The sequence below is a fragment of the Streptomyces sp. NPDC102406 genome, from assembly GCF_044765725.1.
Taxonomy (GTDB): Bacteria; Actinomycetota; Actinomycetes; order Streptomycetales; family Streptomycetaceae; genus Streptomyces.
The window spans coordinates 18,395-39,774 of sequence record NZ_JBIWKP010000016.1 but is presented as its reverse complement, the minus strand read 5'-3'; the positions used below and the strand labels follow the sequence as shown (position 1 = coordinate 39,774).

At 71.4% G+C, this 21,380-nt stretch carries 22 protein-coding genes; 10 read left to right on the top strand and 12 right to left on the bottom strand.

The features are described from left to right. Positions 1-98: 98 nt before the first annotated feature. The 4 genes from ACIRF8_RS35130 to ACIRF8_RS35115 form a co-directional block, all read right to left on the bottom strand. Positions 99-1,268 (bottom strand): zinc-dependent alcohol dehydrogenase, encoded by a 1,170-nt coding sequence (locus ACIRF8_RS35130; RefSeq protein WP_404221868.1) that lies wholly within the window; start codon positions 1,266-1,268, stop codon positions 99-101. Continuing rightward, positions 1,265-1,729 (bottom strand): hypothetical protein, encoded by a 465-nt coding sequence (locus ACIRF8_RS35125; RefSeq protein ID WP_404221866.1) that lies wholly within the window; start codon positions 1,727-1,729, stop codon positions 1,265-1,267. Before ACIRF8_RS35125 ends, ACIRF8_RS35130 begins: the two co-directional genes overlap by 4 nt. 304 nt (positions 1,730-2,033) lie before the next feature. Beyond that, positions 2,034-2,624: a hemerythrin domain-containing protein gene (locus ACIRF8_RS35120; protein WP_404221864.1), complete on the bottom strand. Its 591-nt coding sequence runs from the start codon at positions 2,622-2,624 to the stop codon at positions 2,034-2,036. Between the two features lie 14 nt (positions 2,625-2,638). Beyond that, the gene (locus ACIRF8_RS35115; RefSeq protein ID WP_404221862.1) at positions 2,639-3,838 is read right to left on the bottom strand and encodes a hypothetical protein; all 1,200 of its coding nucleotides are present in this window, start codon (positions 3,836-3,838) and stop codon (positions 2,639-2,641) included. A 127-nt stretch (positions 3,839-3,965) separates the two neighbouring features. On the opposite strand from ACIRF8_RS35115, the gene ACIRF8_RS35110 reads away from it, so the two are divergent. The 4 genes from ACIRF8_RS35110 to ACIRF8_RS35095 all read left to right on the top strand — a co-directional run bounded on the left by ACIRF8_RS35110 (position 3,966) and on the right by ACIRF8_RS35095 (position 7,891). Further along, positions 3,966-4,601, top strand: a complete 636-nt coding sequence (locus tag ACIRF8_RS35110) for a YdcF family protein (RefSeq protein WP_404221860.1) — start codon at positions 3,966-3,968, stop codon at positions 4,599-4,601. 274 nt (positions 4,602-4,875) lie between these two features. Further along, the gene (locus tag ACIRF8_RS35105; RefSeq protein WP_404221858.1) at positions 4,876-6,519 is read left to right on the top strand and encodes an alkaline phosphatase D family protein; all 1,644 of its coding nucleotides are present in this window, start codon (positions 4,876-4,878) and stop codon (positions 6,517-6,519) included. Positions 6,520-6,745: 226 nt separating this feature from the next. After that, complete coding sequence (locus tag ACIRF8_RS35100; RefSeq protein ID WP_404221856.1) at positions 6,746-7,480, top strand: alpha/beta hydrolase; 735 nt, start codon at positions 6,746-6,748, stop codon at positions 7,478-7,480. 186 nt (positions 7,481-7,666) lie between these two features. Further along, complete coding sequence (locus tag ACIRF8_RS35095) at positions 7,667-7,891, top strand: hypothetical protein (protein ID WP_404221854.1); 225 nt, start codon at positions 7,667-7,669, stop codon at positions 7,889-7,891. Positions 7,892-7,951: 60 nt separating this feature from the next. On the opposite strand, the gene ACIRF8_RS35090 is transcribed toward ACIRF8_RS35095, so the two are convergent. From ACIRF8_RS35090 to ACIRF8_RS35075, 4 genes are all read right to left on the bottom strand, one after another. Further along, positions 7,952-8,812, bottom strand: a complete 861-nt coding sequence (locus tag ACIRF8_RS35090; RefSeq protein WP_404221851.1) for a DUF72 domain-containing protein — start codon at positions 8,810-8,812, stop codon at positions 7,952-7,954. Between the two features lie 54 nt (positions 8,813-8,866). Continuing rightward, positions 8,867-9,148, bottom strand: a complete 282-nt coding sequence (locus tag ACIRF8_RS35085) for a hypothetical protein (RefSeq protein WP_404221849.1) — start codon at positions 9,146-9,148, stop codon at positions 8,867-8,869. Beyond that, positions 9,145-10,029, bottom strand: a complete 885-nt coding sequence (locus tag ACIRF8_RS35080; RefSeq protein ID WP_404221847.1) for a GyrI-like domain-containing protein — start codon at positions 10,027-10,029, stop codon at positions 9,145-9,147. The genes ACIRF8_RS35085 and ACIRF8_RS35080 overlap by 4 nt, the downstream gene beginning before the upstream one ends. A gap of 67 nt (positions 10,030-10,096) precedes the next feature. Next, positions 10,097-10,897, bottom strand: a complete 801-nt coding sequence (locus ACIRF8_RS35075; protein ID WP_404221845.1) for a phytanoyl-CoA dioxygenase — start codon at positions 10,895-10,897, stop codon at positions 10,097-10,099. Positions 10,898-11,112: 215 nt separating this feature from the next. Between ACIRF8_RS35075 and ACIRF8_RS35070 the strand changes: the two genes are divergently transcribed. Beyond that, positions 11,113-11,442, top strand: coding sequence for a hypothetical protein (locus ACIRF8_RS35070; RefSeq protein ID WP_404221843.1), 330 nt, complete (start codon positions 11,113-11,115; stop codon positions 11,440-11,442). A 140-nt stretch (positions 11,443-11,582) separates the two neighbouring features. Here ACIRF8_RS35070 and ACIRF8_RS35065 read toward each other — a convergent pair whose 3' ends face one another. Beyond that, entirely contained in the window at positions 11,583-12,677 is a 1,095-nt protein-coding gene (locus ACIRF8_RS35065) for a glutamate--cysteine ligase (RefSeq protein WP_404221841.1), read from the bottom strand. Positions 12,678-12,785: 108 nt separating this feature from the next. Here ACIRF8_RS35065 and ACIRF8_RS35060 point away from each other — a divergent pair, with 108 nt between their 5' ends. Then, positions 12,786-14,252 (top strand): aminotransferase class I/II-fold pyridoxal phosphate-dependent enzyme, encoded by a 1,467-nt coding sequence (locus tag ACIRF8_RS35060; RefSeq protein WP_404221839.1) that lies wholly within the window; start codon positions 12,786-12,788, stop codon positions 14,250-14,252. Between the two features lie 15 nt (positions 14,253-14,267). Here the strand turns inward: ACIRF8_RS35060 and ACIRF8_RS35055 are convergent, their stop codons facing one another. Then, positions 14,268-15,479: an amidohydrolase gene (locus tag ACIRF8_RS35055; RefSeq protein ID WP_404221837.1), complete on the bottom strand. Its 1,212-nt coding sequence runs from the start codon at positions 15,477-15,479 to the stop codon at positions 14,268-14,270. Between the two features lie 175 nt (positions 15,480-15,654). On the opposite strand from ACIRF8_RS35055, the gene ACIRF8_RS35050 reads away from it, so the two are divergent. Further along, a complete protein-coding gene (locus tag ACIRF8_RS35050; protein ID WP_404221834.1) occupies positions 15,655-16,938 on the top strand; it encodes a hypothetical protein in 1,284 nt (427 codons plus the stop codon). Between the two features lie 151 nt (positions 16,939-17,089). Further along, a complete protein-coding gene (locus tag ACIRF8_RS35045) occupies positions 17,090-17,596 on the top strand; it encodes a DinB family protein (protein WP_404221831.1) in 507 nt (168 codons plus the stop codon). Here ACIRF8_RS35045 and ACIRF8_RS35040 read toward each other — a convergent pair. Together ACIRF8_RS35040 and ACIRF8_RS35035 are read right to left on the bottom strand one after the other, a co-directional pair. After that, positions 17,593-18,033, bottom strand: coding sequence for a response regulator (locus tag ACIRF8_RS35040; RefSeq protein ID WP_404221829.1), 441 nt, complete (start codon positions 18,031-18,033; stop codon positions 17,593-17,595). The genes ACIRF8_RS35045 and ACIRF8_RS35040 overlap by 4 nt on opposite strands. Then, the gene (locus ACIRF8_RS35035; protein WP_404221827.1) at positions 18,030-18,398 is read right to left on the bottom strand and encodes a hypothetical protein; all 369 of its coding nucleotides are present in this window, start codon (positions 18,396-18,398) and stop codon (positions 18,030-18,032) included. The genes ACIRF8_RS35040 and ACIRF8_RS35035 overlap by 4 nt, the downstream gene beginning before the upstream one ends. Before the next feature lie 116 nt (positions 18,399-18,514). Between ACIRF8_RS35035 and ACIRF8_RS35030 the strand changes: the two genes are divergently transcribed. Continuing rightward, positions 18,515-20,098, top strand: coding sequence for an ATP-binding protein (locus ACIRF8_RS35030; protein WP_404221825.1), 1,584 nt, complete (start codon positions 18,515-18,517; stop codon positions 20,096-20,098). After that, positions 20,095-21,309: a PP2C family protein-serine/threonine phosphatase gene (locus tag ACIRF8_RS35025; RefSeq protein ID WP_404221823.1), complete on the top strand. Its 1,215-nt coding sequence runs from the start codon at positions 20,095-20,097 to the stop codon at positions 21,307-21,309. The genes ACIRF8_RS35030 and ACIRF8_RS35025 overlap by 4 nt, the downstream gene beginning before the upstream one ends. Positions 21,310-21,380: the final 71 nt, after the last annotated feature.

Genomic DNA, 21,380 nt, shown 5'->3' with positions numbered 1-21,380 from the left:
GCGAGCGACAGACAGGAAGCGCCGGTCGTGCGAGACCGCGCGGACCGCGGCGAGAGGCAGGGCGTCCGCCGCGGTCCGCGTCGCGGGGTGTGGGTCCTTCAAGGGCGGATGACCGTGCGGACGCATCCGTCCGTCTTGTGTTTGAACATGTCGTACGCCTTCGGGGCCTCGTCGAGGGGGAGGGTGTGGGTCGCGAGGTGGGACGTCTCGATCTCGCCCGCGGCGAGGCGGTCCAGAAGCATGGGGATGTAGCGCTGGCCGTGCATCTGGGCGCCTCGGACGGTGAGGCCCTTGTTGATGACAGCGCCGAGCGGGAACTTGTCGACGGCGCCCGCGAAGACGCCCAGGATGAAGACCGTGCCCGCCTTGCGGCAGGCGTGGATGGCCTGGCGTACGGCGGTGGGGCGGTCGGTCTGGAGGCGGAGCTGCTGCTTCGCCTGGTCGTAGAGGTGGGCGGGGCCATCGCTGTGCGCCTCCATGCCGACGGCCTCGATACATACGTCGGGGCCGCGTCCACCGGTGCGTTCACGCAGTTCGGCCGCGACGTCCGTGGCGGTGTAGTCGATGGTCTCGGCGCCCGTGTACCGCTCGGTCATCGCCAGGCGCTCGGGGATGCGGTCGATGGAAACGACCCGTTCCGCGCCGAGCAGGACGGCGGCCCGGGCGGCCATCTGCCCGACCGCGCCGCAGCCCCAGACCGCGACCACGTCACCGGGCTTGACGCCTCCGAGGTCCGCGCCCATCCAGCCGGTGGGTACGGAGTCGGAGACGAACAGGGCGCTGGTGTCGTCGATGCCCTCCGGGACGGTGAAGGCGCCGTAGTCGGCGAAGGGGACGCGGACGTACTCGGCGTGGCTGCCGCGCAGACCGCCCATGGCGTGCGAGTAGCCGAAGATCCCGGCGGTCTCGTAGCCGAACAGAGCCTGTCCGATCCCGGGATCGGTGTTGGTGTTGTCGCACAGGGACCACAGGTCGTGGGCGCAGTACCAGCAGCGTCCGCAGCCCACGAACGAGCAGACGACGACCCGGTCGCCCACCTTGTGCCTGCGTACGCCGGGGCCGGTCTCGACCACCTCGCCGACGAACTCGTGGCCGATCACGTCACCGGCGCGCATCGCCGGGATGTAACCGCCGATGAGGTGCAGGTCCGAGCCGCAGGTCGTGCCCGCGATCAGCCGTACGATCATGTCCTGGTCGTTGCGCAGCTCGGGGTCCGGGACGTTCTCCACGGACAGCTTGTTCACGCCTTCCCAGCACAGCGCCTTCACAGCACTCCCTCCCCACCCGAGCGCCGGGTGAACAGTTCCAGCAGCTTGCCGCCCGGTGTCGGGCGCGTGGTGGGCGGCGCGTCGGGGCGCAGTACCTCACCGGCCTCCAGCAGGGACTTCGCGTCCCGCAGCGCCCGCCGCAGTTCCTGACGCGGGTCCTGCCCGGCCAGCCGCGCGGGCATCGAGGTCGACGCGGCGGCGACGGACTCCTTGAAGCGGGCGGCCAGTTCCGTGCCGCGGTCGCCCGGCGCGGGCGTGATCCGCACGTCGATCCGGTCCGCGAGGCCGTCCAGCGGGGGCGGCGGCTTCACCTCCGAGCCCACGTCCCCGACCGGCCGGTTGACCGTCACGGTCAGCCAGCGATCGTCCGCCCCGTCATCGGCCGCGCCGCCCGGCCGTGCCCGTCGTACGGCCGCTGCCCCGGCGGCGACGGCCGGAACCGCCCACCACAGCTTCTTCATGGGAGTCCTCCGCCCCGAATGTCTGTACGCGTCTACTTGCGATCTGCCGTCTGCCGTCTGTCGCCTGTCGCCTGTCGTCTGTCGTCTGTCGTCTGTCGTCTGTCGCCTGCCGCCTGCCGCCTGTCCCTATCGCCTGTCGCCTGCCGCCTGCCGCCTGCCGCCTGCCGCCTGTCGCCTGTCGCCTGTCGCCTGTCGCCTGTCGCCTAGCGTCTGCTCGACAGCGTCCCGGGGGGTCGGCAGCGCACCGCTGTGCCGACCACCCCGGGGTCCCGGAGCACGCCGCGCGTCATCCAGGTGCCGCAGATCAATCCTTGCCCATGGCCCTGCGGACGGCGTCCTTGGTCCGGTCCATCAGCGCCGCGACCGGGCCGAGCGCCATATTGGCCGCACCTGACTCCACACCCGGATGCGGCCGGGTCGGCGCCATCGCCTCCGCCGCCTTGACCGCCCTGGCCATCGACGCCGACTTCGCCGCATCCGCACTACGCCGAATGTGCGAGAACTCGTACCGCTCCTCGGCCCGCGCATGCTCCTGCACATCCCTGCGCAACGCCAGCAGTTGTGGCAGGAACTTCGGATCATCCGTGTCGGCATCGTCCAACGCCGACAACGTCTCCTTCGCGGCCTTCTCCTCCGCCAGCCGGTCCTTCACCACCTGCTCACCACCGGCCAGCGACCGGCGCGCGAAGGGGTGGACGACCTCCTCCTCCGCCGTCTCGTGCACCGCCAGCAACCGCACCAGACGGCGAAACGCATCCCGGCGCTCCGCGCCCGTACTGGCTTCCACCTCGTCGAAGAGATTGCGGATGTCACCGTGCTGGCGTATCAACAACGCCACCACATCAGCGTCGGACGCGTGATCGTCCCCGGCATGCGGGGTATGCAGCTCAGACATGCCAGCCCTCCCCTCTACTTCTCACGCTGGGCGGGGTCGGGGTGCTCACCCTCGGACTGCACCCGGTACTCCCGGCCGAACATCTCACCGTGCTGGGTCATCACCCGGTCCGACGGCGGGGCCTCGCCACCGTGGATCTGTTCCTGCATCCGCTCGAACCGCTCATGCGCCTCACGGACGTAGCCGGTGCCCAGCGTGGTCAGATCCATCTGCGTGGCCAGCAACTCCCGCAGGTAACCCTTGTTCGGCTCGAAGGTGAGCACGTCGGGCAGAGCCGGGGCCAGCACCGAAGCCGGGTCGCGGCCGTCATGCCGGCGCATGAGATCACACGCCTGATGCAGGTGCTCCAGCTCCATGTTCAGGTGCAGTTCCCAGACCGCCTTGACCTTCGGGTCGCTCTCCTGCTCCATGAAGGAGTAGTAGAGGTAGCACTCGTTGTACTCGTGGTTGACCAACTGCTCCCACCACGTCTCCCCCGGATCGACCAGGGACTCGTAATGGGTGACGTGCTCCTCCTCGATCAGCCCGATCTCCTGATACAACTGCCGGGCGATCGGCTCCATGTAGGTGGGCCCGGTGTTCATGTAGAAGTTCATGGTCTGCTGCTCCGCCGACATGATCGTCAGCGCGTGCAGTTTCGACAGCGGATCCGTCCGGTCCTTGGCGTACGGGTCACGGACGTTGTCGACCGGGTCGCGGTGGTGGAAGCGGGTGGGCCGGCCCGGCATCACCTCGGTCAAACCCTCCACGACCGACTCCGCCTTGCGGTGTTCGATCATCTCGTACAGATTCGCGTACCGGTACAGGTGATCGAAATCCTCCAGCACCCCGAACTGATACGCCTGCCTCAGATACGGGTCGGGCTCCATTCGCGCCACCCACGCCGTCAGATCCACCGCCACCTGCTCATAGGCGATCGTCGTCTCCAGTACCGAGGAGACCCCCGGAAGCAGCCAGTTCACCACCTTCTGCTGCTGCGCCTCGATATAGCGCACCCGCGCCAGTTGCCGCTTCACCTCCGGATCCGCGGTGTGACGCGCCATCTGATGACTGAACAGAATCGCCTCCACCTCGATCCCGTTCATCGTGATGATCCGGCACCTGGTGTACGGGTCGCAGTGGTCCGGATCGATCGGGTCCACATGCAACTCACGCCAATTACGTAACTGGCGATCCAGCGGAATCCCCCGCTGCTCCAACGGATTGAACGTCATACGCCTGCCTCCAGAGGAACGAGTCGAGCTCCTGAGCCGCCGGAGTACCCCGATCCGGGCGGCATTCACACGTTCTCCGCAATACCTCTTCGACTTGCGGTTCGGAACGCTGTTTTAGAGTCACCGCATGCGGCGAGACACACGACTGGCGATGGCTGGGGTCGCGACTCTTCTCTGGGGCGAGTGGTTGAACCGGCGCTGGTCGCGAGCCCTCGTCGGAGACTGCGAGGGCGCGTCCGAAGCCGTGGTCGTGCTGGGGTACCGCGATTCCGGAGCGCATCCGAACTTCGTCAACCGCTGGCGCGTCCGGGCCGGCGTCCGCTCCGTTGCCGCTGACCGTGCGCGGAGCACGCGCCTGATCTTCAGCGGTGGTCCGGTCGGCGGCAGCGCGCCAGAGGCGCGATTGATGGCCCTCTACGCGAAGTCCGTCCTCGGGTACGAGGGCATGGTGCTGGTCGAGGACCGGAGCGCCACGACGTGGGAGAACATCACGAACGTGATCCCGTTGATCGAGGACGTCGACCGCATCAAGATCGTCTCGCAGCCCGCGCACGCGCTCAAGGCCCGCGCGTACCTGCGGCGGCTGCGCCCCGATCTCGCCCGCAGGCTCGTACGCGCGGAGGACTACCGCCCTGGCGAATGGGTGCTCGGCAAGCCGCTGTTGGCCCTGTACGGGCTGTGGACCCTTCGCGGCCTCTCGGCCGACGAGCGGAAGGTCTCGGTGGGTCACGATGGGCGAGATCTACCGCTCGGACTCCATTGAACTCGGGGTTCGAGGAGGTTGAACTCGGGGTTCGAGGAGGTCGAGGCCGCGTTCGGTTCGTTCCGCGTCTACGAGGGGCAGGCGCTCGGCTTTGACGCAGGGGACTTCGCGCGGCTGAAGCGGTGCCTTCCGGTCCGAGCGCGCCGGCCCGCAGCCCGCACCTCGGGTTCAACCAACCACCGTCCCCAGTTGGGCTGTTCGTCGCTCGGCCGTCCCTCCGTGTCAGCAGGCTCATCCGGGTCGCCTCACCTTCCCCACCCGCGAAGGAGAACCCGTGAGCCACAGCCCCACCCCGGCCAGACGTACCGTCCTCGCCGGCGGCGGTCTCGCGCTCGGCGCGTTCGCCGCGCCCGCGCTGCTCGCCCCCTCCACCGCGACGGCCGCCGAACTCAGCGGCAGCGCCGATCGGTTGCCGTCCGGCGTGTTCACGCTCGGCGTCGCCTCCGGTGACCCGCAGCCCGACGGTGTCGTCCTGTGGACGCGGCTCGCCCCCGACCCGCTCGCCGGTGGCGGCATGCCGCAGCGCAACGTGCCCGTGCACTGGCAGGTCTCCGACTCGCCGCGCTTCGGCCGCGTCGTCGCCTCGGGCGTGGAGGTCGCCCGCGCCGAGCACGCGCACAGCGTCCACGCCGAGGTGCACGGGCTGCGTCCGGACCGCGAGTACTACTACCGGTTCCGCGCGGGCACGCAGGTGTCGGGGACGGGCCGCACGCGTACCGCGCCTGCGCGCGACGCCCGCCTTTCCCACCTCCGCTTCCTGTTCGCCAGTTGTCAGAGCTGGCAGGACGGCTACTTCACGGCCTGGCAGCACGCCGCGCAGGAGGACGTGGACTTCATCGCCTTCCTCGGCGACTACATCTACGAGTCCAAGCCGAGCGCGACCACCGTCCGCCGTCACGAGGGGACCGGCGAGCCGTACAGCCTCACCGAGTACCGCAATCGGCACGCGCAGTACCGCAGCGACCCCGCGCTCCAGGCGGCGCACGCCCACGCGCCGTGGATCGTCACCCTCGACGACCACGAGATCGACAACAACTGGGCCGACGACGTGCCCCAGGACCCCGAGGTCCAGTCCCCGGAGGTGTTCCGCGCCCGTCGTGTCGCCGCGCTCAAGGCATACTGGGAGCACATGCCGCTGCGCCGCTCCTCGCTCCCCCGCGGCCTGGACATGCAGCTGTACCGCTCGATCGGCTACGGGCAGCTCGCGACCGTGCACGTCCTCGACACCCGCCAGTACCGCAGCGACCAGATCGCCACGCTCGCCGAGTCCTACGACGCGTCGCGCTCGATGACGGGTGACGCGCAGGAGCGGTGGTTGAAGCGCGGCATGGAACGCTCCGGCACCCGCTGGAACCTCCTCGCCAACCAGGTGATGTGGGCGCAGAACGACCGCAAGGCGGGTCCCGAGGAGGTCTACGACTTCGACAACTGGGACGGCTACCGTGCTCAGCGCCGCCGTCTCCTGGAGTTCTTCGGCTCGGGGCGCGCCGACAACCCGGTGGTCCTCACCGGCGACCGGCACGCCACCTGGGTGTGCGACCTCAAGCCGGACTTCGACGACCCGGACTCCCCCGTGGTCGGCGCCGAGATCACCGGTTCGTCGATCACGTCGGGCGGTGACGCCGACGTGGCCGGGTTCCACGCCACGTACGACCCGATCATGGCCGAGAGCCCGCACTGGAAGTACATCGACAACCGTCGCGCGTACGTTTTGTGCGACGTGACGCGCGAGCGGATGCTGGCGTCGCTGCGCACCGTCGACACCGTGTGGCAGCCGGACGGCAGCTCGGTGGCGACGGCCGCCGAGTTCGTCGTGGAGGCCGGCAGGCCGGGGGTCGACGTGGCGACGGCGGCGAAGGCCCCGCGGACGATGCGGCTGTCCGGTCGACGCTACGACGTGGACGACGACCAGTTCTGACAGCGCCCTCCGTCCAGCGCGGGCCCCGCCGCCCTTCGGCTGCGGGGCCCGCGCGTCAAACCGTTCGGCGGTGCGCGGTGTCCGCTGCTACCTTTCTTGCGGCCGTGCGAGAGAACGAGGAGGTGGTACCCGTGAACGTATCCACATGGGTGCTCTCCTCCGTGGTCACGGTCGGACGATAGGTCGTCCGGGAGCGCCGTTCCAGGCCCTCTCGAAAGGCACGACCATGCATTTCACCTCTGAACAGCGTCTCGACGACGGCACTCTCGAGCGCGCGTTCGTCCTCGACGGCATCCCCGGCATCCTGTGGACGCCCGCGTCCGCGCCGGTGCCGGTGCCTCTGATCCTGCTCGGCCAGACCCCCCTCGGGCTGGGCACGATGTACCCGCGGCTCGTGGGGCGGGCCCGGCGGGCCGCTGCGGACGGTTTCGCCTCTGCCGCCATCGAACTCCCCGGCAGCGGTGAGCGGCCCCGTCGGGCCGCCGCGGGCCAGGCCCGCGCCGAGGTGCGCCGGGCGATGCAGGCCGGTGAGCCGGTCGGCGAGGAGACCGTCGACGCCCTCATCCTCCCGCTGGTCGACAAGGCGGTCCCGGAATGGCAGGCCGCTCTGGACGCCCTGCTGGCGCTGCCCGGGATCGACGGCCCGGTCGGGTACTCGGGGGGCGTGATCTCGATCGGCGTCCGCCTCGCGGCGGTCGAGCCGCGCCTCGCGGCCGCCGGCCTCTTCGCGGGGAGTCTCGTGCCGCGCGCCATCATCGAGGAGGCCCGCCGGGTCACCATTCCGGTGCATGTGCTGCTCCAGTGGGACGACGAGGGCAACGACCGGCAGGCGGCCCTCGACCTGTTCGACGCCTTCGGCTCCAAGGAGAAGTCCCTGTACGCCAACATGGGCGGCCACACGGGCGTCCCGGAGTTCGCCGGGGAGGCAGCGGCCCAGTTCTTCGACCGCCACCTGAAGTGAGGCCGGACCGGCGGGCCACCCGCTGAGGGTGAGCCGTGTCGAATCAGGCGCATGGGGGATGTCCTGGCGACGACCTCGCTCGTTGAATGATCGCTGATCTTGTTCGGCGGTTGAGCCGAGGCAGGGCAGCGCAAGCAGCGTAGATCCCCGGAGCGTTCCGCTTCGGTGTGAGAAGAGGAGAACTTTGTGCGTCGGATGAGTTTGGCCCTGGCCCTGGTCGTGGCCGCCGGTGGGCTCGGTCTGTCGGCGGTTGCCGCTCAGGCCGCTCCCGCATCTCCTGTGCAGGGGCCCCCGTTCCCGTACCAGGACTGCCTCAAGGCGACCAAGCAGAAGGGGGAGAGCCCTTCGTACGGCAAGTGGCACTGTGACCAACTGGTCAAGAAGGGCTGGGTCAAGCCGCCGACCGGCTGACCTTCCCCCGTCCGGGTCCACCCTCACCGGTGGCCCCGGACCGTGCCGACCCGAAGTAGGTCACGCGTGCAGCCGTGCTTCGTGCAGCAGTCGGCTCATCTGCCCGGCGGCCCGCACGGCGGCGTCGCCGCAGCAGTTGTTGAACAGCACGTGGACCTGCTCGGCGCTTTCGGCGAGTCGCCGCAACCGCGGGAGCCACTCGGCCAGTTCGTCATCTGAGTACGCGTACCGGAAGCGGTCCTCCTTGCTTCCCCGGCCCCATGACGTGCTGCGCCCGTGGAACCGTACGACGGCGAGCCGGGGGTCGGCGACGGGTGTGACAGGGGGCATGGAGGACGTGAGTCCTTGCGCCATGTCGACGGCGACCGCGGCCATGCCGAGGTCCGCGAGACGCGCGCGCGTCGACTCCGCCCGGTCCGCCCGCCACCAGTCGGGATGCCGGAACTCCACCGCGACCGGCCAGCCCGCTGTGCGCCGCGCCGTCTGCGCCAGGGCCTGATCGCCCCCCTCACCGGGCCGCAGCCACGGCGGGAACTGGAACAGTACGCTGCCGAGCCGCCCTGCTCGCCGCAGCGGTGCGATGCCTTCGGCGAATCTCGCCCACACCTCGTCCAGCACGCCGGGATCCCGGCCGTCGGACGGCAGCCCGTCCGGCATCACCGCCTCGCGCGTGGGATGCCCCGTCAGCAACGAGAACGCCTTCACGTCGAAGGTGAACCCGTCCGGGGTGCGCTCCGCCCACAGGTGACTGACCCGTTCCTGAGGCAGGGCGTAGTACGAGGCGTCGGCCTCGACCACCGGGAACTGTTCGGCGTAGTACCGCAACCGTCCCTCGGCGTCCCGTCGCCCGGTCGGATACCAGCCGCTGCGCATCAGCGCCGGGTCGGTCCACGAACAGGTGCCTACCACTATGTCGCCCATTCCCTACCGTTGCCCGGCGTCCGACGGCGGACACACGGTGTCCCGCGGTCGGGCTCAGCGGGCTTCGTTCTCCGTGAGGGCCGCGCCGAGGTGCGTCAACGGGTCTCCGTGCGTGGCCAGTTGTCGCGGTTCGAGTGTGTCGAAGCATCGGCGGAGTACCTGCGCTCCGGCTTGTTCCGCTGCGGTCAGGGTCGTGGGGCCCCGCTCGGTGAGGGCGACGGTCTTGCGGCGGCGGCCCTCGGGGTCGCCGGTACAGCGGGAGTTGTGGGAGGCGACCGCGGCCCTCGTCGCCGCCTCCGCGTAGTGCGGTGGGAGGTTTCCGGCCGCGCCGTTCACCCGCGGGCCGCCGCGGCGCCGTGCTCGGGTTCCACCGGGAGCCACAGTTCGGCGTCGGCCTCGGTCTTGTCCGGTGACAGGCGGGTGCGCAGGATCTCGGGGCCGGTGCGGGTGCGGTACGGGTTGGAGGGGAACCACTCCGTGAACACGTCCCGCCACAGTTCCTGGATGGCCCGCGGGGCGGGCCCGGAGGTGGTGAAGACCGCCCAGGTGCCGGCCGGGACGGGCAACGCGGTCGTGCCCTCCGGAGCTGCTCGGGAGGTGATCACGCCGTGGTGGTAGTCGAGTTCGGTGCCCTCGGCGCGGCTGGGGTCCAGGTCGTCGCAGACCGAGACGATGCCGTGCGGTTCCTGGTCCGACAGCTTCGCCAGCCGCTCCAGGGCCCGCGGGTCGATCCCCCGGACGAAATCCATGATCGACCGGTTCGGTCCCGCGTGCACCAGCGGTACCCGGGTGCTGAACCCGACGACGGTGAAGTCCGCCTTGCCCACGACGCGGTACCGCATACTGCTGCTCCCCTCGATGGTGAGGCGAAAGGCCATCCGGGGCTGGGAGTTGAGCGCGGCGCCCGTACGCCGGGCCTCACCCGGCCCGATGCCGTGCATGGCGCGGAACGCCCGCGCGAACGCCTCCCCGGAGCTGTAGCCGTAGCGCGTCGCGATGTCCAGCAGCGTCTCGCGGCCCGCGAGCACCTCGGCGCCCGCGAGGGTGAGCCGACGGCGTCGGACGTACTCCGACAGCGGCATGCCCGCGAGCGCGGAGAACATCCGGCGCAGGTGGTACTCGGAGGTGGCCGCGATGCGCGCCACCTCCTTCACCTCGACGGTCCGGTCGAGATGGCGCTCGATGTGCTCCATGGCCTGGTTCAGCCGCTCCAGCATGCCCGGATCCTCCCTCGTCCCTCTTGCCCGCTCACGACCGACCGGCCGCGACGGTCGCCGGTCATGTCTACCCGATGCCGTCCTCGTCGGGGCCGGGAGTGTCCCGGCCCAGGCCCCTGCGGATCGCCGTCTCCACGGGTGAGTACGCGCCGTCGGCCCGCTCCCATGCGTACGGCGCGGCCGGCAGCAGCGGCGGCTGGGCCATGAAGCGCGGCCGTACGCCGTGGTGCGGTTGCGCCGCGTGCACCAGGAACGGGTGGCACAGGTAGACATCGCCCGGGGACCCGGTGGCGAGGGCGATCGGCCGGTGGTCGGAGGCCGCCACGAGATCGGGGGCGAGAGTCAGCCCGCTCGCCCCGTCCTCCCCGTACTTCTCCAGCACCTTCGGCACGTCGAGGTGGGAGCCGACCCGGATCCGCGTCGGGGCGTCCCGCTCACCGACCTCGCTGAACAGGAACAGCATCAGCAGGGCCCGGCCCCGGGAGCGCAGGTTCGTGAAGTACCAGCTCTCGCCCTCCGGCAGATAGCTCCCCTCGATGTGCCAGCCCGCGTCGTCCGGTTCCTCCTCGTGCGGGAAGCGCAGCGGGAACGTGCCGAGCGAGTAGCGCGGCTCCCAGCGCCCCTCGCCGACCAGCAGGTCGTACGCGTGGTGCAGGGACGGGGAGTTGGGTGCGGCGGCGAACGGTCCCTGCGCCATGCCGGGTACCCAGTGCACGGGGCGCGTCCACGTCGACGGGTCGTCCGGGTCGCAGCCCGTCTCCCGCCAGAGCAGCCGCGCGCAGTCCGCGGCCACGCGCGGCGCGACGGCGCCCTCCAGCTTCACGAAGCCGTCGCGCAGGAAACGGGATACCAGGGTCGTGTCGTCCATGTCCCCATCGTGCGGCGGCAGCGGCCTCGGTCACCCGACTTCCTCCGCACCGTTTTTGTCGGGTACGGGGACGGGCGCGACAGGCCGCCGCGTTCCCTTCCGTCCCCCGGGTGGTTGTCCGGCCCCGCCGAACGGACGCCTACGAGGTGCGGCCCGCAAGGGCAGCCGGATGAATGGGACGCAAGCAGCACCACCGTTTCGTTCCAGGGAGAATCATGCGCACTCGCATCAGCCTCGCCGGTGTCGGTCTGGCCACCGCCGCGGTCCTCGGCGCCTTCGCCGCACCCAGCGTCGCCGCCGTGACCGAGCCGCCCCCGGCCCCCACGACCGGCCAGACCTCCGAGATCACGGATCTCGTCTGCCCGACCGTGCAGGGTCTCCTCCACATCATCCAGGCCATCCCGCTCGTCGGGAATGCCGCCCTGCCGCAGGACGCCCTGGGGCTCTGCAAGGGCGACGACCGCCCCGACGCCGTGAACCCGCAGAACGGCAAGCTCGCCGACCCGCTCGACGCGGCCACCGGCACCGACGTGGGCGGCGTCTAGACCGCCGCGTACGGGGACTGAGAGTCACCCGTAGCCCGGCCGGGGGACCCGGGCCGAGTCCGGAACAGCCCGCGCCCGAGCCGGACCACGTCACGAGACGCCAGGTGGTCGGCCGGGCGCTTCGGCTGCGTGGGCGCGGGTCAGGTGGCGACGGTCTCGCCGGTGATCAGCTCGGTCAGTGCGGGCAGACCGCCCTCGGCGAGGGCCCGGCGCTGGCGGTCGGCGGGGGTGCCCTCCTGGAGCAACCGGTGCACCAGCGACGTCACTTCGCGGGTGTCCCCCGCCTCGTCCAGGGCCGGGGTGACATGGTCGAGCAGCGCACACAGCACGTCGCCCGCCGGGCGGGTCCGGCCGGACGGGTCGACGAGGCGGCCGGCCAGGCCGTGCCGGGCCGCGTGCCAGTTCATGGCCTGGAGCAGTTCGTGCGGGCAGTCCGGGAGCGGGACGCCCGCCTCCTGCTCGCGCAGGGCGGTGGCGACGAGGGCCCGCACGAGCCCGGCGAACATGACCGCCGCGTCGGCACGGAGCTGCACGTCGGCGCAGCGCACCTCGATGGTGGGGTAGCGCTCGGAGAGGCGGGCCTGCCAGTAGAGCTGTCCGGTGTCGGTGATGGTGTCGGTCTCCAGGAGGGACCGGATGCGACGGTCGTGGTCGTCGAGCGAGGTGAAGCGGGGCGGTGGGCCGCTGACGGGCCAGCGGCCGAAGACGACCGTGCGCCAGCTCGCGAAGCCGGTGTCCTTGCCGTCCCAGAGGGGTGAGTTCGCGGACATGGCGACCAGGGTCGGCAGCCACACCCTGACGCGGCTCAGGACGGCGACGCCTGTCTCCTTGTCGGGTACGGCCGCGTGCACGTGCATGCCGTTGACCAGTTGCTCGGCCACGAGTTGCGGGGCTTGGGTGCGCAGGGCCAGGTAGCGGGCATCGTGGGTCACCGGTACGGGTGCCTCCGTACGGAAGGGGGCGACACCGCAGGCGGCGAGGCGGCAGCCGTTCTTCTCTGCGGCCGTGCCGAGCGCGTGCCGCAGCCTCAACAGGTGGCCGCCGACCTCGTCCAGGCCGGTGCAGACCGGCGTGGCGACCTCGACCTGCGCCTGGAGCAGCTCCGGCTGGATCTCCCCGTCCTCGGCGATGGGCCCGAGTCCGGCCGCCGTCCGTACCTGCTCCGCGAGTGGTACCGGCAGGCAGGTGTCCGGGTCCAGCAGCAGGTATTCTTCCTCGACCCCAACCGTGATCATGGGAACCGAGTACCCCTGGACCAACGGGACTAATCGGACATGTTGCGCACGTCCGCCGCCCGGGGCAGTGGGGTTTTTGCCCCGATTACTCGGGGAATCCGGAGTCCCATGGACCACTCACAGGCACCCGTGCTCGACGCGCTGGCCGCGTACCACGCAGAGGGACAGACTCCGTTCACCCCGCCGGGCCACAAGCAGGGGCGCGGCGCCGATCCCCGCGTCCGGGCCGTCCTCGGGGACGCCGTGTTCCGCTCGGACGTGCTCGCCACCAGCGGCCTGGACGACCGTCAGTCCTCCAAGGGCGTCCTCAGCAAGGCCCAGGAGCTGATGGCCGACGCCGTGGGCGCCGAGCACACGTTCTTCTCCACCTGCGGCAGCTCCCTGTCGGTCAAGGCCGCCATGCTGTCCGTCGCGGGGCCGTACGAGAAGCTGCTCGTGGGGCGTGACGCGCACAAGTCGGTCGTCTCCGGTCTGGTCCTCGCGGGCATCGTGCCGATCTGGGTGGACCCGCAGTGGGACGCCGAGCGCCACCTCGCCCACCCGCCGTCGGCCGACGCCTTCCGCGCCGCCCTCGCCGAACACCCCGACGCGCGCGGCGCCCTGGTCACCACCCCGACGCCGTACGGCACCTGCTCCGACCTCGCCGGTATCGCCGACGCCTGTCACGAGCACGGCGTGCCGCTCATCGTCGACGAGGCGTGGGGCGCCCATCTGCCGTTCCACCCCGACCTGCCGACGTGGGCCATGGACGCGGGCGCCGACGTGTGCGTCACCTCCGTGCACAAGATGGGCTCCGGCCTCGAACAGGGCTCGGTCTTCCACCTCCAGGGCAACCTGATCGAACCCGAGGTGCTCAAGAACCGCGAGGACCTCCTGGGCACGACCAGCCCCTCCGTGCTCCTGTACGCGGCGCTCGACGGCTGGCGGCGCCAGATGGTGGAGCACGGCCGCGCCCTCTACGACGACACTCTCTCCCTGGCCGGAACGGTGCGGGCCCGTATCGGTGACATCGAGGGCATGCACGTCCATGGCCGTGACGACTTCTGCGGGCCCGGCCGCGCCCACGACCTCGACCCGCTCCAGGTCATCGTCGACATCACCGCTCTGGGCACCACGGGCTACCGCGTCGCCGACTGGATCCGCGAGCACCACCAGATCAACCTGCACCTGTCCGACCACCGGCGCACCAGCGCCCAGCTCACGCACGCGGACGACGCCGACAGCACGGAGAAGCTGATCACCGCGCTGCGCGACGTCGCCGCCCGCGCCGGCGAACTGCGGCCCGCCACCCGGGTGGAGGTGCCCGATCCGGCCACGCTCCGCCTGGAGCAGGTCATGCTGCCGCGTGACGCCTTCTTCGGGCGGGTCGAGCAGGTGCCGTGGGAAAAGGCGGCCGGGCGCGTCACCGCCGAGATGCTCACGCCCTACCCGCCCGGCATCCCGGCCGCCCTGCCCGGCGAGCGGCTCAACCACGAGGTCCTGCGGTATCTGCGCGAGGGAGTGGACGCCGGAATGGTCGTGCCGGACGCGGCCGACACCGAGGTCAGGACGGTGCGGGTGGCGGTCGAGGACTGACCCGGGTCCGGCCGCTCAGAGCCCCTGGGCCGCCTTCTCGCGGAACGCGGCCCACGCCTCGTCCCGTACACCGGCGCGGAGCAGGACGTCGGCCGCGGTGCACCCCAGCGCCTCGGCCGCGGCCAGCATCACCGCCCGGCCGCGCGGACCGGCGGCCGCGCGGGCGAACTCCGGGGTGTGGTCGGAGTTCTCCGAGCCCATGATGGCGACGAACGGGTGGATCGCGGGCACCCGGGTGCTGACGTTGCCGATGTCGGACGAGCCGAGATAGATGCCCGGTGTGGGCTGCGACAGGGCGATGCCCGCGCGCTTCAGGTGGTGCGCGAACGCGCCCGAGAGCACCTCGTTGTCGCGGAAGTGCTCGTACCTGCCGCCGACCTCCGTCACCTCCGCCTTCGTACGGGTCGCCCGGGCCACGCCCTCCGCGCAGGAGCGCAGCTCCTCCACCAGCTCCGCGAGGGCGGTGCTCGTCCCGCCGCGCAGCCCGAACAGTCCCTCGGCGTACTCCGGCACGATGTTCGTGGCCCGGCCCCCGTCCGTCACGATGCCCTGGACGTGCGAACCCTGGGGCAGCCGCCTGTCCAGCACACCGAGCGTGTTGAAGAACTGGATCAGCGCGCCGAGCGCGTCGATGCCCTCCGTGGGGTTGCCGGTCGGGTGCGCGGCCCGGCCGTGGAAGCCGATCCTGAGCTGCGCGCTGGCCGTCAGCGGCGCCCACGCCCAGTCGTAGACCCCCGGATGGAACATCAGGGCCGCGTCGACCCCGTCGAACAGGCCCGCCGCCACCTCGGCCACCTTGCCGCCCCCGCTCTCCTCCGCCGGTGTGCCGACGGCCAGCAGCGTTCCCTCGATGTCGCCGAGGGCGGCCCGCGCCGCGAGCGCCGCGCCGAGGCCGGCCGAGGCGATGAGGTTGTGGCCGCAGGCGTGGCCGAGCAGCGGCAGGGCGTCGTACTCCATCAGCAGGGCCACGCGGGGGCCCGCCCCCGAGCCCGTCCGGGCGGCGAAGGCGGTGGGGAGTCCCGCGGGGCCGCGCTCCACCTCGAAACCCTCCTGCTCCAGTTCACCCGTGAGGAGGGTGGCCGCCGCGTGCTCCTCGTAGGCCGTCTCCGGCTCGCGATGCAGCGCGAGGGCGACGTCCCAGAGGCGGTCGGCCCGCGCGGCGACCTCCTGCCGGACGCGGGCGTACACGGGCTCCATGGACGGTGGCACGTCGGTGGTCGATGGCATGTCGGGCTCCTCGGGTCGGTGTGAGAGTCGCGGCGCGCACCTCACGTGTTCCCCGAAGCGGCCCAGTACGTACCGCCAGGCGGCGCCCACCGGTGGCGGCGCGGAAGGAGCGTGCATAGAACGGGATCACGCTCATGCGCGGGGCGAGGACGCCCGCTGAAATGGAGAAGTGAAGATGACGGCTGAGTCATTCTCTGCCGAGCCCGAGACTCCCGAGGCCGGCGAACCCCTGGTCACGACGCCGGCCCACTGGGGCACCGCGCAGCTCGGTGCGCCGCCCCCGCCTCCTGTCCGGCCGGCGGCATGGCCGCAGGCGGCGAACGTCGGCACGGTCGGCGCTCCGACGGACCAGGCACCACGGCACACCCCCGACCCAGGCATCGGCATCACCCACGAGGGGGCGGTCCCGGCCCTTCCGGCGGAACCCCCCGCCGTCCCTCCCTTCGAGGCTGCCGCCCCGGCCGAGACCCAGGCGCATGCTCAGGCTCAGGGTGATGTCGAGGCGGAGGGCAACACCGAGGGCGGCGCCGAGGCGGTGGAGAGGCTTCTCCGCATCGCCGTGGAGTCGCGGCCCCTGGACGACATCGCCGACCTGGTGACCCGCCTGGAGCAGACGCCTGACGGCACGCCGACCGCCGCGTCCATCCTCCGGCTGGCCGCCGTCACCCGTCCCGTGGACGACGTGACCCGCCTGGTGGAACTCCTCGGGCCGCCGGAGCACCCCGAGGACCACATGGACGAGGCCATCCGGCACGCCGCGCAACAGCGGCCCGTCCCGGAGGTCACCCGCCTCATCCGGCTGCTCTCCCGCTCGTCGCACGACCCGCGTACCGGCAGCGAGGCGGTGCACGCCGCCGCGACGAGCAGGTCCGTCGAGGACCTGATGCAGCTCATCGGCAGCCTGGACGAACGAAGGGGCGGCGCGCCCGTGGTGATGTCCACGGCGCCCGTTCCGGAGACGCCGCCCGCGCCGAACCCCGCGCCCGCGGGACCCGCGTCCGCCGAGTCCGGCACGACGGCGGAGGGAGCGCGCCCACGCAAGAGGCCGGACAGCGCCACGCCACAGACGTGGATGCGGCGGGCCGCGGGCGTGCTGATGCTGCTCTGCGCGGCGGCCCATCTCCCGATGGACTGGTCGCAGGGGTCCGCCTTCGGCGTCTCCGCGGCGCTCGGCGTCTCCGCCGTCTGTGCCGCGGCGGGCATCGCGCTCTTTGTGAGCGGCTCGCTGTCCGTGGCGGTGGCGGGGACCCTGGTGGCCGGCGCGCTGGCTGTCGGACATCTCCTCGACGGCCGGCTCGGCTCCGACACGCTCTCCCGGGTACTGCGGCCCGAGGGCGTCCCGGCGCCGCTGCCGACACTCCTGGCGGTGGTCGCCACGTTCGCCGCTCTGCTGGTCGTGGCGATGACCGTCTCGGGTCTGCGCACCTCGTCCGCCCAGGCCCCGGACCCGCAGGTCTGATCACCCGTCAAAGCTGCCCCGGCCCGAACGACCGGCTCCACCGGAGCCCGTCACCGTGCCGGGGCAGCGGCGTACGTACGGGGCGGGCCCCTACAGGGACGCACCGCCCATCCCTCGACACCGGACGCGAAGATCGGGGACGCTGCACGCGATGACCAGAATCGACGACACACCATCCGCGTGGGACGAGCGCACCCAGCTCACCACGTTCCTCGACTACGCACGCGGCACCGCCCGCGCCAAATGTGACGGCGTCTGCGCGGAGAACGCCCGCAAGGCGCTCCTGCCGGGCTCACCGCTGATGACCATGAGCGGGCTGATCAACCATCTGCGCTGGGTCGAGTACCACTGGTTCCAGGTGGTCTTCCTCGGTGAGGAGGACCGGGGCCCCTGGACGGACGAGGACCCGGACCGCGAGATGCGGATTGCCGTCGACTTCCCGCTCGCCCAGTTGCTCGACGAGTACGCCGCGCAGAGCGCCCGCTACCGCGAACTGGTCGCGGCGACCGACCTGGACCAGCGGGCGCGGCGGGCCGTCCGCGACGGTCTCCATGTCGACCTGCGGTGGATCCTCCTCCACCTCACCGAGGAGACGGCCCGCCACAACGGCCACCTGGACATCCTGCGCGAGATGCTCGACGGCACGACCGGCGACTAGGAAGCGCCTCCGTCCCTGGGGAGCTTGGCGGCCGTGTCGAGGTAGAAGGCGTCGATGCTGCGCACCGCGGCCTCGAAGTCCTCCAGGTTCACCGGCTTGGTGACGTAGGCGTTCGCGTGGCGGCTGTAGGCGTCCGTGACGTCGTCGGGCGCCGAGGACGTCGTCAGGACCACGACGGGGATCGCGCGCAGGTTCTCGTCGTCCTTGAGGATGGCCAGGAGCTCACGGCCGTTCATCCGCGGCATGTTCAGGTCCAGGACGATGAGGTCGGGCTTGGGGTTCGCCGGGTCGCGGAGGTAGTCCAGCGCGGCGATGCCGTCCTCGACCTGGGTGAGGTTGCGAGCACCGCGTTCGGCCAGGGCGTCCTGGATGAGCATGGCGTCCGCCAAGTCGTCCTCGACGAGGAGGACGTCGTACGGGCGGGCGGTGGTGATCATGGCTCTGTGCTCCGGGAGAGGAAGGAGGGGTAGGAGGGGGTGCTGCCGTTCATCAGCCCCGGCCAGCGGCGGCGTGCGCCTTGGCGGCTCAGGTGTGCCGCCTCGCCGATCTGGGGGTATCCGGCACCGGCCGCCGCGGCCTCGCGGGCGGCGATGCTCTCCAGTTCCTTGACCGCGTTCTGGAGATGCGTCAGGACGCGCAGCCGGCGCAGCGCCGGCCGTCTCGCGTCGTCCGGGTGCCAATTCGCTTCCGAAGGGTAGGCGACGTGTGGTTCCAGGCCGCCCACGAGCTCGTCGACCGCCTGCACGGCGAGCAACGCGAGGCGTTCCTCACCGGGTGGCGGAGTGACGTCGGCTTCAAGCATGACGCCACCGTATAGCGGTGCGCCCCGCTGGACAACAAGTGTTGTCCGGTGGCGTAAAGTGTCGTCGCCGCGACGGCTTGCGAGCGGCCGAAGGCACGCGAAGGAGCTCAGAAAGCATGAGTGTTGTCGCTGTCGCGGACGGACCGTCCGCGATATCGCGCTGGACGACCCGGCGCTGGCTCCGTACGGGGGTCGGTGTCACGGCCGTGGCGCTCGTCGTGCTGGGCTCTCTCGGCGTATGGGCGCTGGCGCGTTCGTCCCAGCTCACCGAGCAGTTGGTGCGGTACCGCTCCCCCGCCCTGATCAGCGCGGTCCGCCTGGAGGCGGCCCTAGTCAACCAGGAGACCGGTATCCGCGGCTACGGCCTCGCCGGCCGCCGCGACTTCCTGGAGCCGTACACGCAGGGCGTCAAGGACGAACAGGCCGCGGTGCGGGCCCTGTCGGACGTGACGCGGGACGACAGGACCGCCCGCGACGACCTGGCCCTGGTGCGGGAGCGGGTCTCCGCCTGGCAGCGTGAGGTGGCGCGGCCGGTGGCGGCAGCGGCCTCGGGCGACGCCGTCACGGTCGCGGAGAAGCGCACGGAGGAGGGCAAGCGGCTCTTCGACAACCTGCGGTCGGCGCTCACCGTGCAACAGGACCACCTTCGTGCGGCGCGCGCACAGGCCGACGATGACCTCCGGTGGGCGCAGCGGTTGCGCAACGGGGTGTTCCTCGCCATCGCGGTGCTCCTGACCGCCACCCTCGCCATCGCCTTCGAGGCACTGCGTCGCGGGGTCACCGATCCGCTGGGCCGCATCGGCGCGGCCGTGCGGGAGGTCGGCAGTGGCCGGTTCGGGCGCGCCGTGCCCGCGACGGGCCCGGCCGACCTCCAGCAGTTGGCGACCGACATCGAGACCATGCGCCGCCGGCTGGTCCACGAGCTGGAGGAGAGCGAGCGGGCCCGCTCCCAGCTCGACCGGCAGACCGAGGAACTGCGCAGGTCCAACGCCGAGTTGGAGCAGTTCGCCTACGTCGCCTCGCACGACCTGCAAGAACCGCTGCGGAAGATCTCCAGCTTCACGCAGTTGTTGCAGCGGCGCTACGGCGACCAACTGGACGAACGGGCGGACCAGTACATCGCCTTCGCCGTGGACGGCGCCAACCGCATGCAGGTCCTCATCAACGACCTGCTCACGTTCTCCCGCGTCGGCCGCGTCCACAACGAGAAGTCGAAGGTCGACCTCGAGCAGAGCCTCGCGCAGGCGCTGGACTCCCTGAGCGTCGTCATCGAGGAGAGCGGCGCGAGCGTCGAGCACGATCCGCTGCCGGTGGTCGTCGGTGACGCCACACAGCTCGGGCTGCTGTGGCAGAACCTGCTCTCCAACGCCCTGAAGTTCCGCTCCCCCGATCGCCCGCCGCGCATCAGGGTCGAGGTCCGTCAGGAGGACGGGGACTGGCGCTTCACCGTGCGGGACAACGGCATCGGGATCGCCCCCGAGTTCCGCGAGAAGGTGTTCGTCATCTTCCAGCGCCTGCACACCCGTGACGCCTATCCGGGCACCGGCATCGGCCTTGCCATGTGCAAGAAGACGGTCGAGTTCCACGGCGGGAGGATCCGCATCGATCCCGTCGAGGGCGACGGCACAGCGATCTCGTTCACCCTTCCCCTTCAGCCTCCCGCGTCAGCGGACGACTCCGGAGCGCCGCAACCGCTATGACAGCGATCACCGGGACCACAGCGCCGTACCGGATCCTCCTCGTCGAGGACGACGACGGCGACGCGCTCCTCGTCGAGGAGCTGCTCATCGACACCGTCCTCGACCACACGCTCGTGCACTGTCGCACGCTGGCCGAGGCGCGGCGGAAGCTGGCCGAACAGCCCACCGACTGCGTGCTGCTCGACCTCCATCTGCCGGACGCGTCCGGGCTCGCCGCGGTCGAGGCGACGCTCGGCACCGCCTCCGACGCGGCGGTCATCGTCCTGACGGGCCTCGCCGAGTCCCAGGCGGGCGTCGAGGCGCTCGCCGCGGGCGCCCAGGACTACCTCGTCAAGGGCAAGGTGGACCCGGAGCTGCTCCAGCGTGCCGTGCGCTACGCCGTGCACCGCAAGCAGGCGGAGCGCGCCAACGCCAATCTCCAGGCGGGCAGGTTGCGGGCCGAGGAGAACGCCCGTCTCGAGCGTGGCCTGCTACCGCAGCCGATGCTGGACTCCGAGCAGGTCAGCGCGGTCAGCCGGTACTTCCCCGGCCGCGAACAGGCGCTGCTCGGCGGTGACTTCCTCGATGTGGTGCAGACGCCCGACGGGCGCGTCCACGCCATCATCGGTGACGTCAGCGGCCATGGCCCCGACGCCGCCGCGCTCGGTGTGTGCCTGCGTATCGCCTGGCGCTCCCTGACGCTGGGCGGGCACCGGGGCGAGGCCCTGCTGAGCCTTCTGGAACGTATGCACGTCGCCGAGCGCAGCTCCCCGGACCTGTTCACCACGTGCAGCCTGGTCACCATCGACCATGTCGCGGCGACGGCCACCATCCATCTGGCGGGCCACCACGCCCCGTTACTGACCGTCGGCGGACGGACCGTGGAGCTGGACGCGGTGCACGGGATCGCGCTGGGGCTCGCTCCCGGTGTCCGCTCGTGGTCGCCCACGGTCCTCCCGCTGCCCCCGCGCGGCAGCCTGACCCTGTACACGGACGGGCTGGTGGAGGGGCACGACGGGGAGGAGTCCCAGCGGCTCGGCGTCGAGGGCCTGCTCGGCATCATCGACACGGGGGCCGACGCCGACACGGGGGCCCATCTCGACCGGGTCATCGCCGAGGTGCGTCGGCGCAACGCGGACCGCCACACGGACGACCTGGCGGTCCTGCGCCTCGACTGGGCCGGTTTCCCCGCGCTGCCGCGGCAGACCTCGTCGGCCGTCGGCGCCTGGTGAGTCTCCCGGTAGACCGGTGAACGCGGCGGGCCCGGCCGCACGGGCCCGCCGCGCCGACAAGGGCGCGCGCA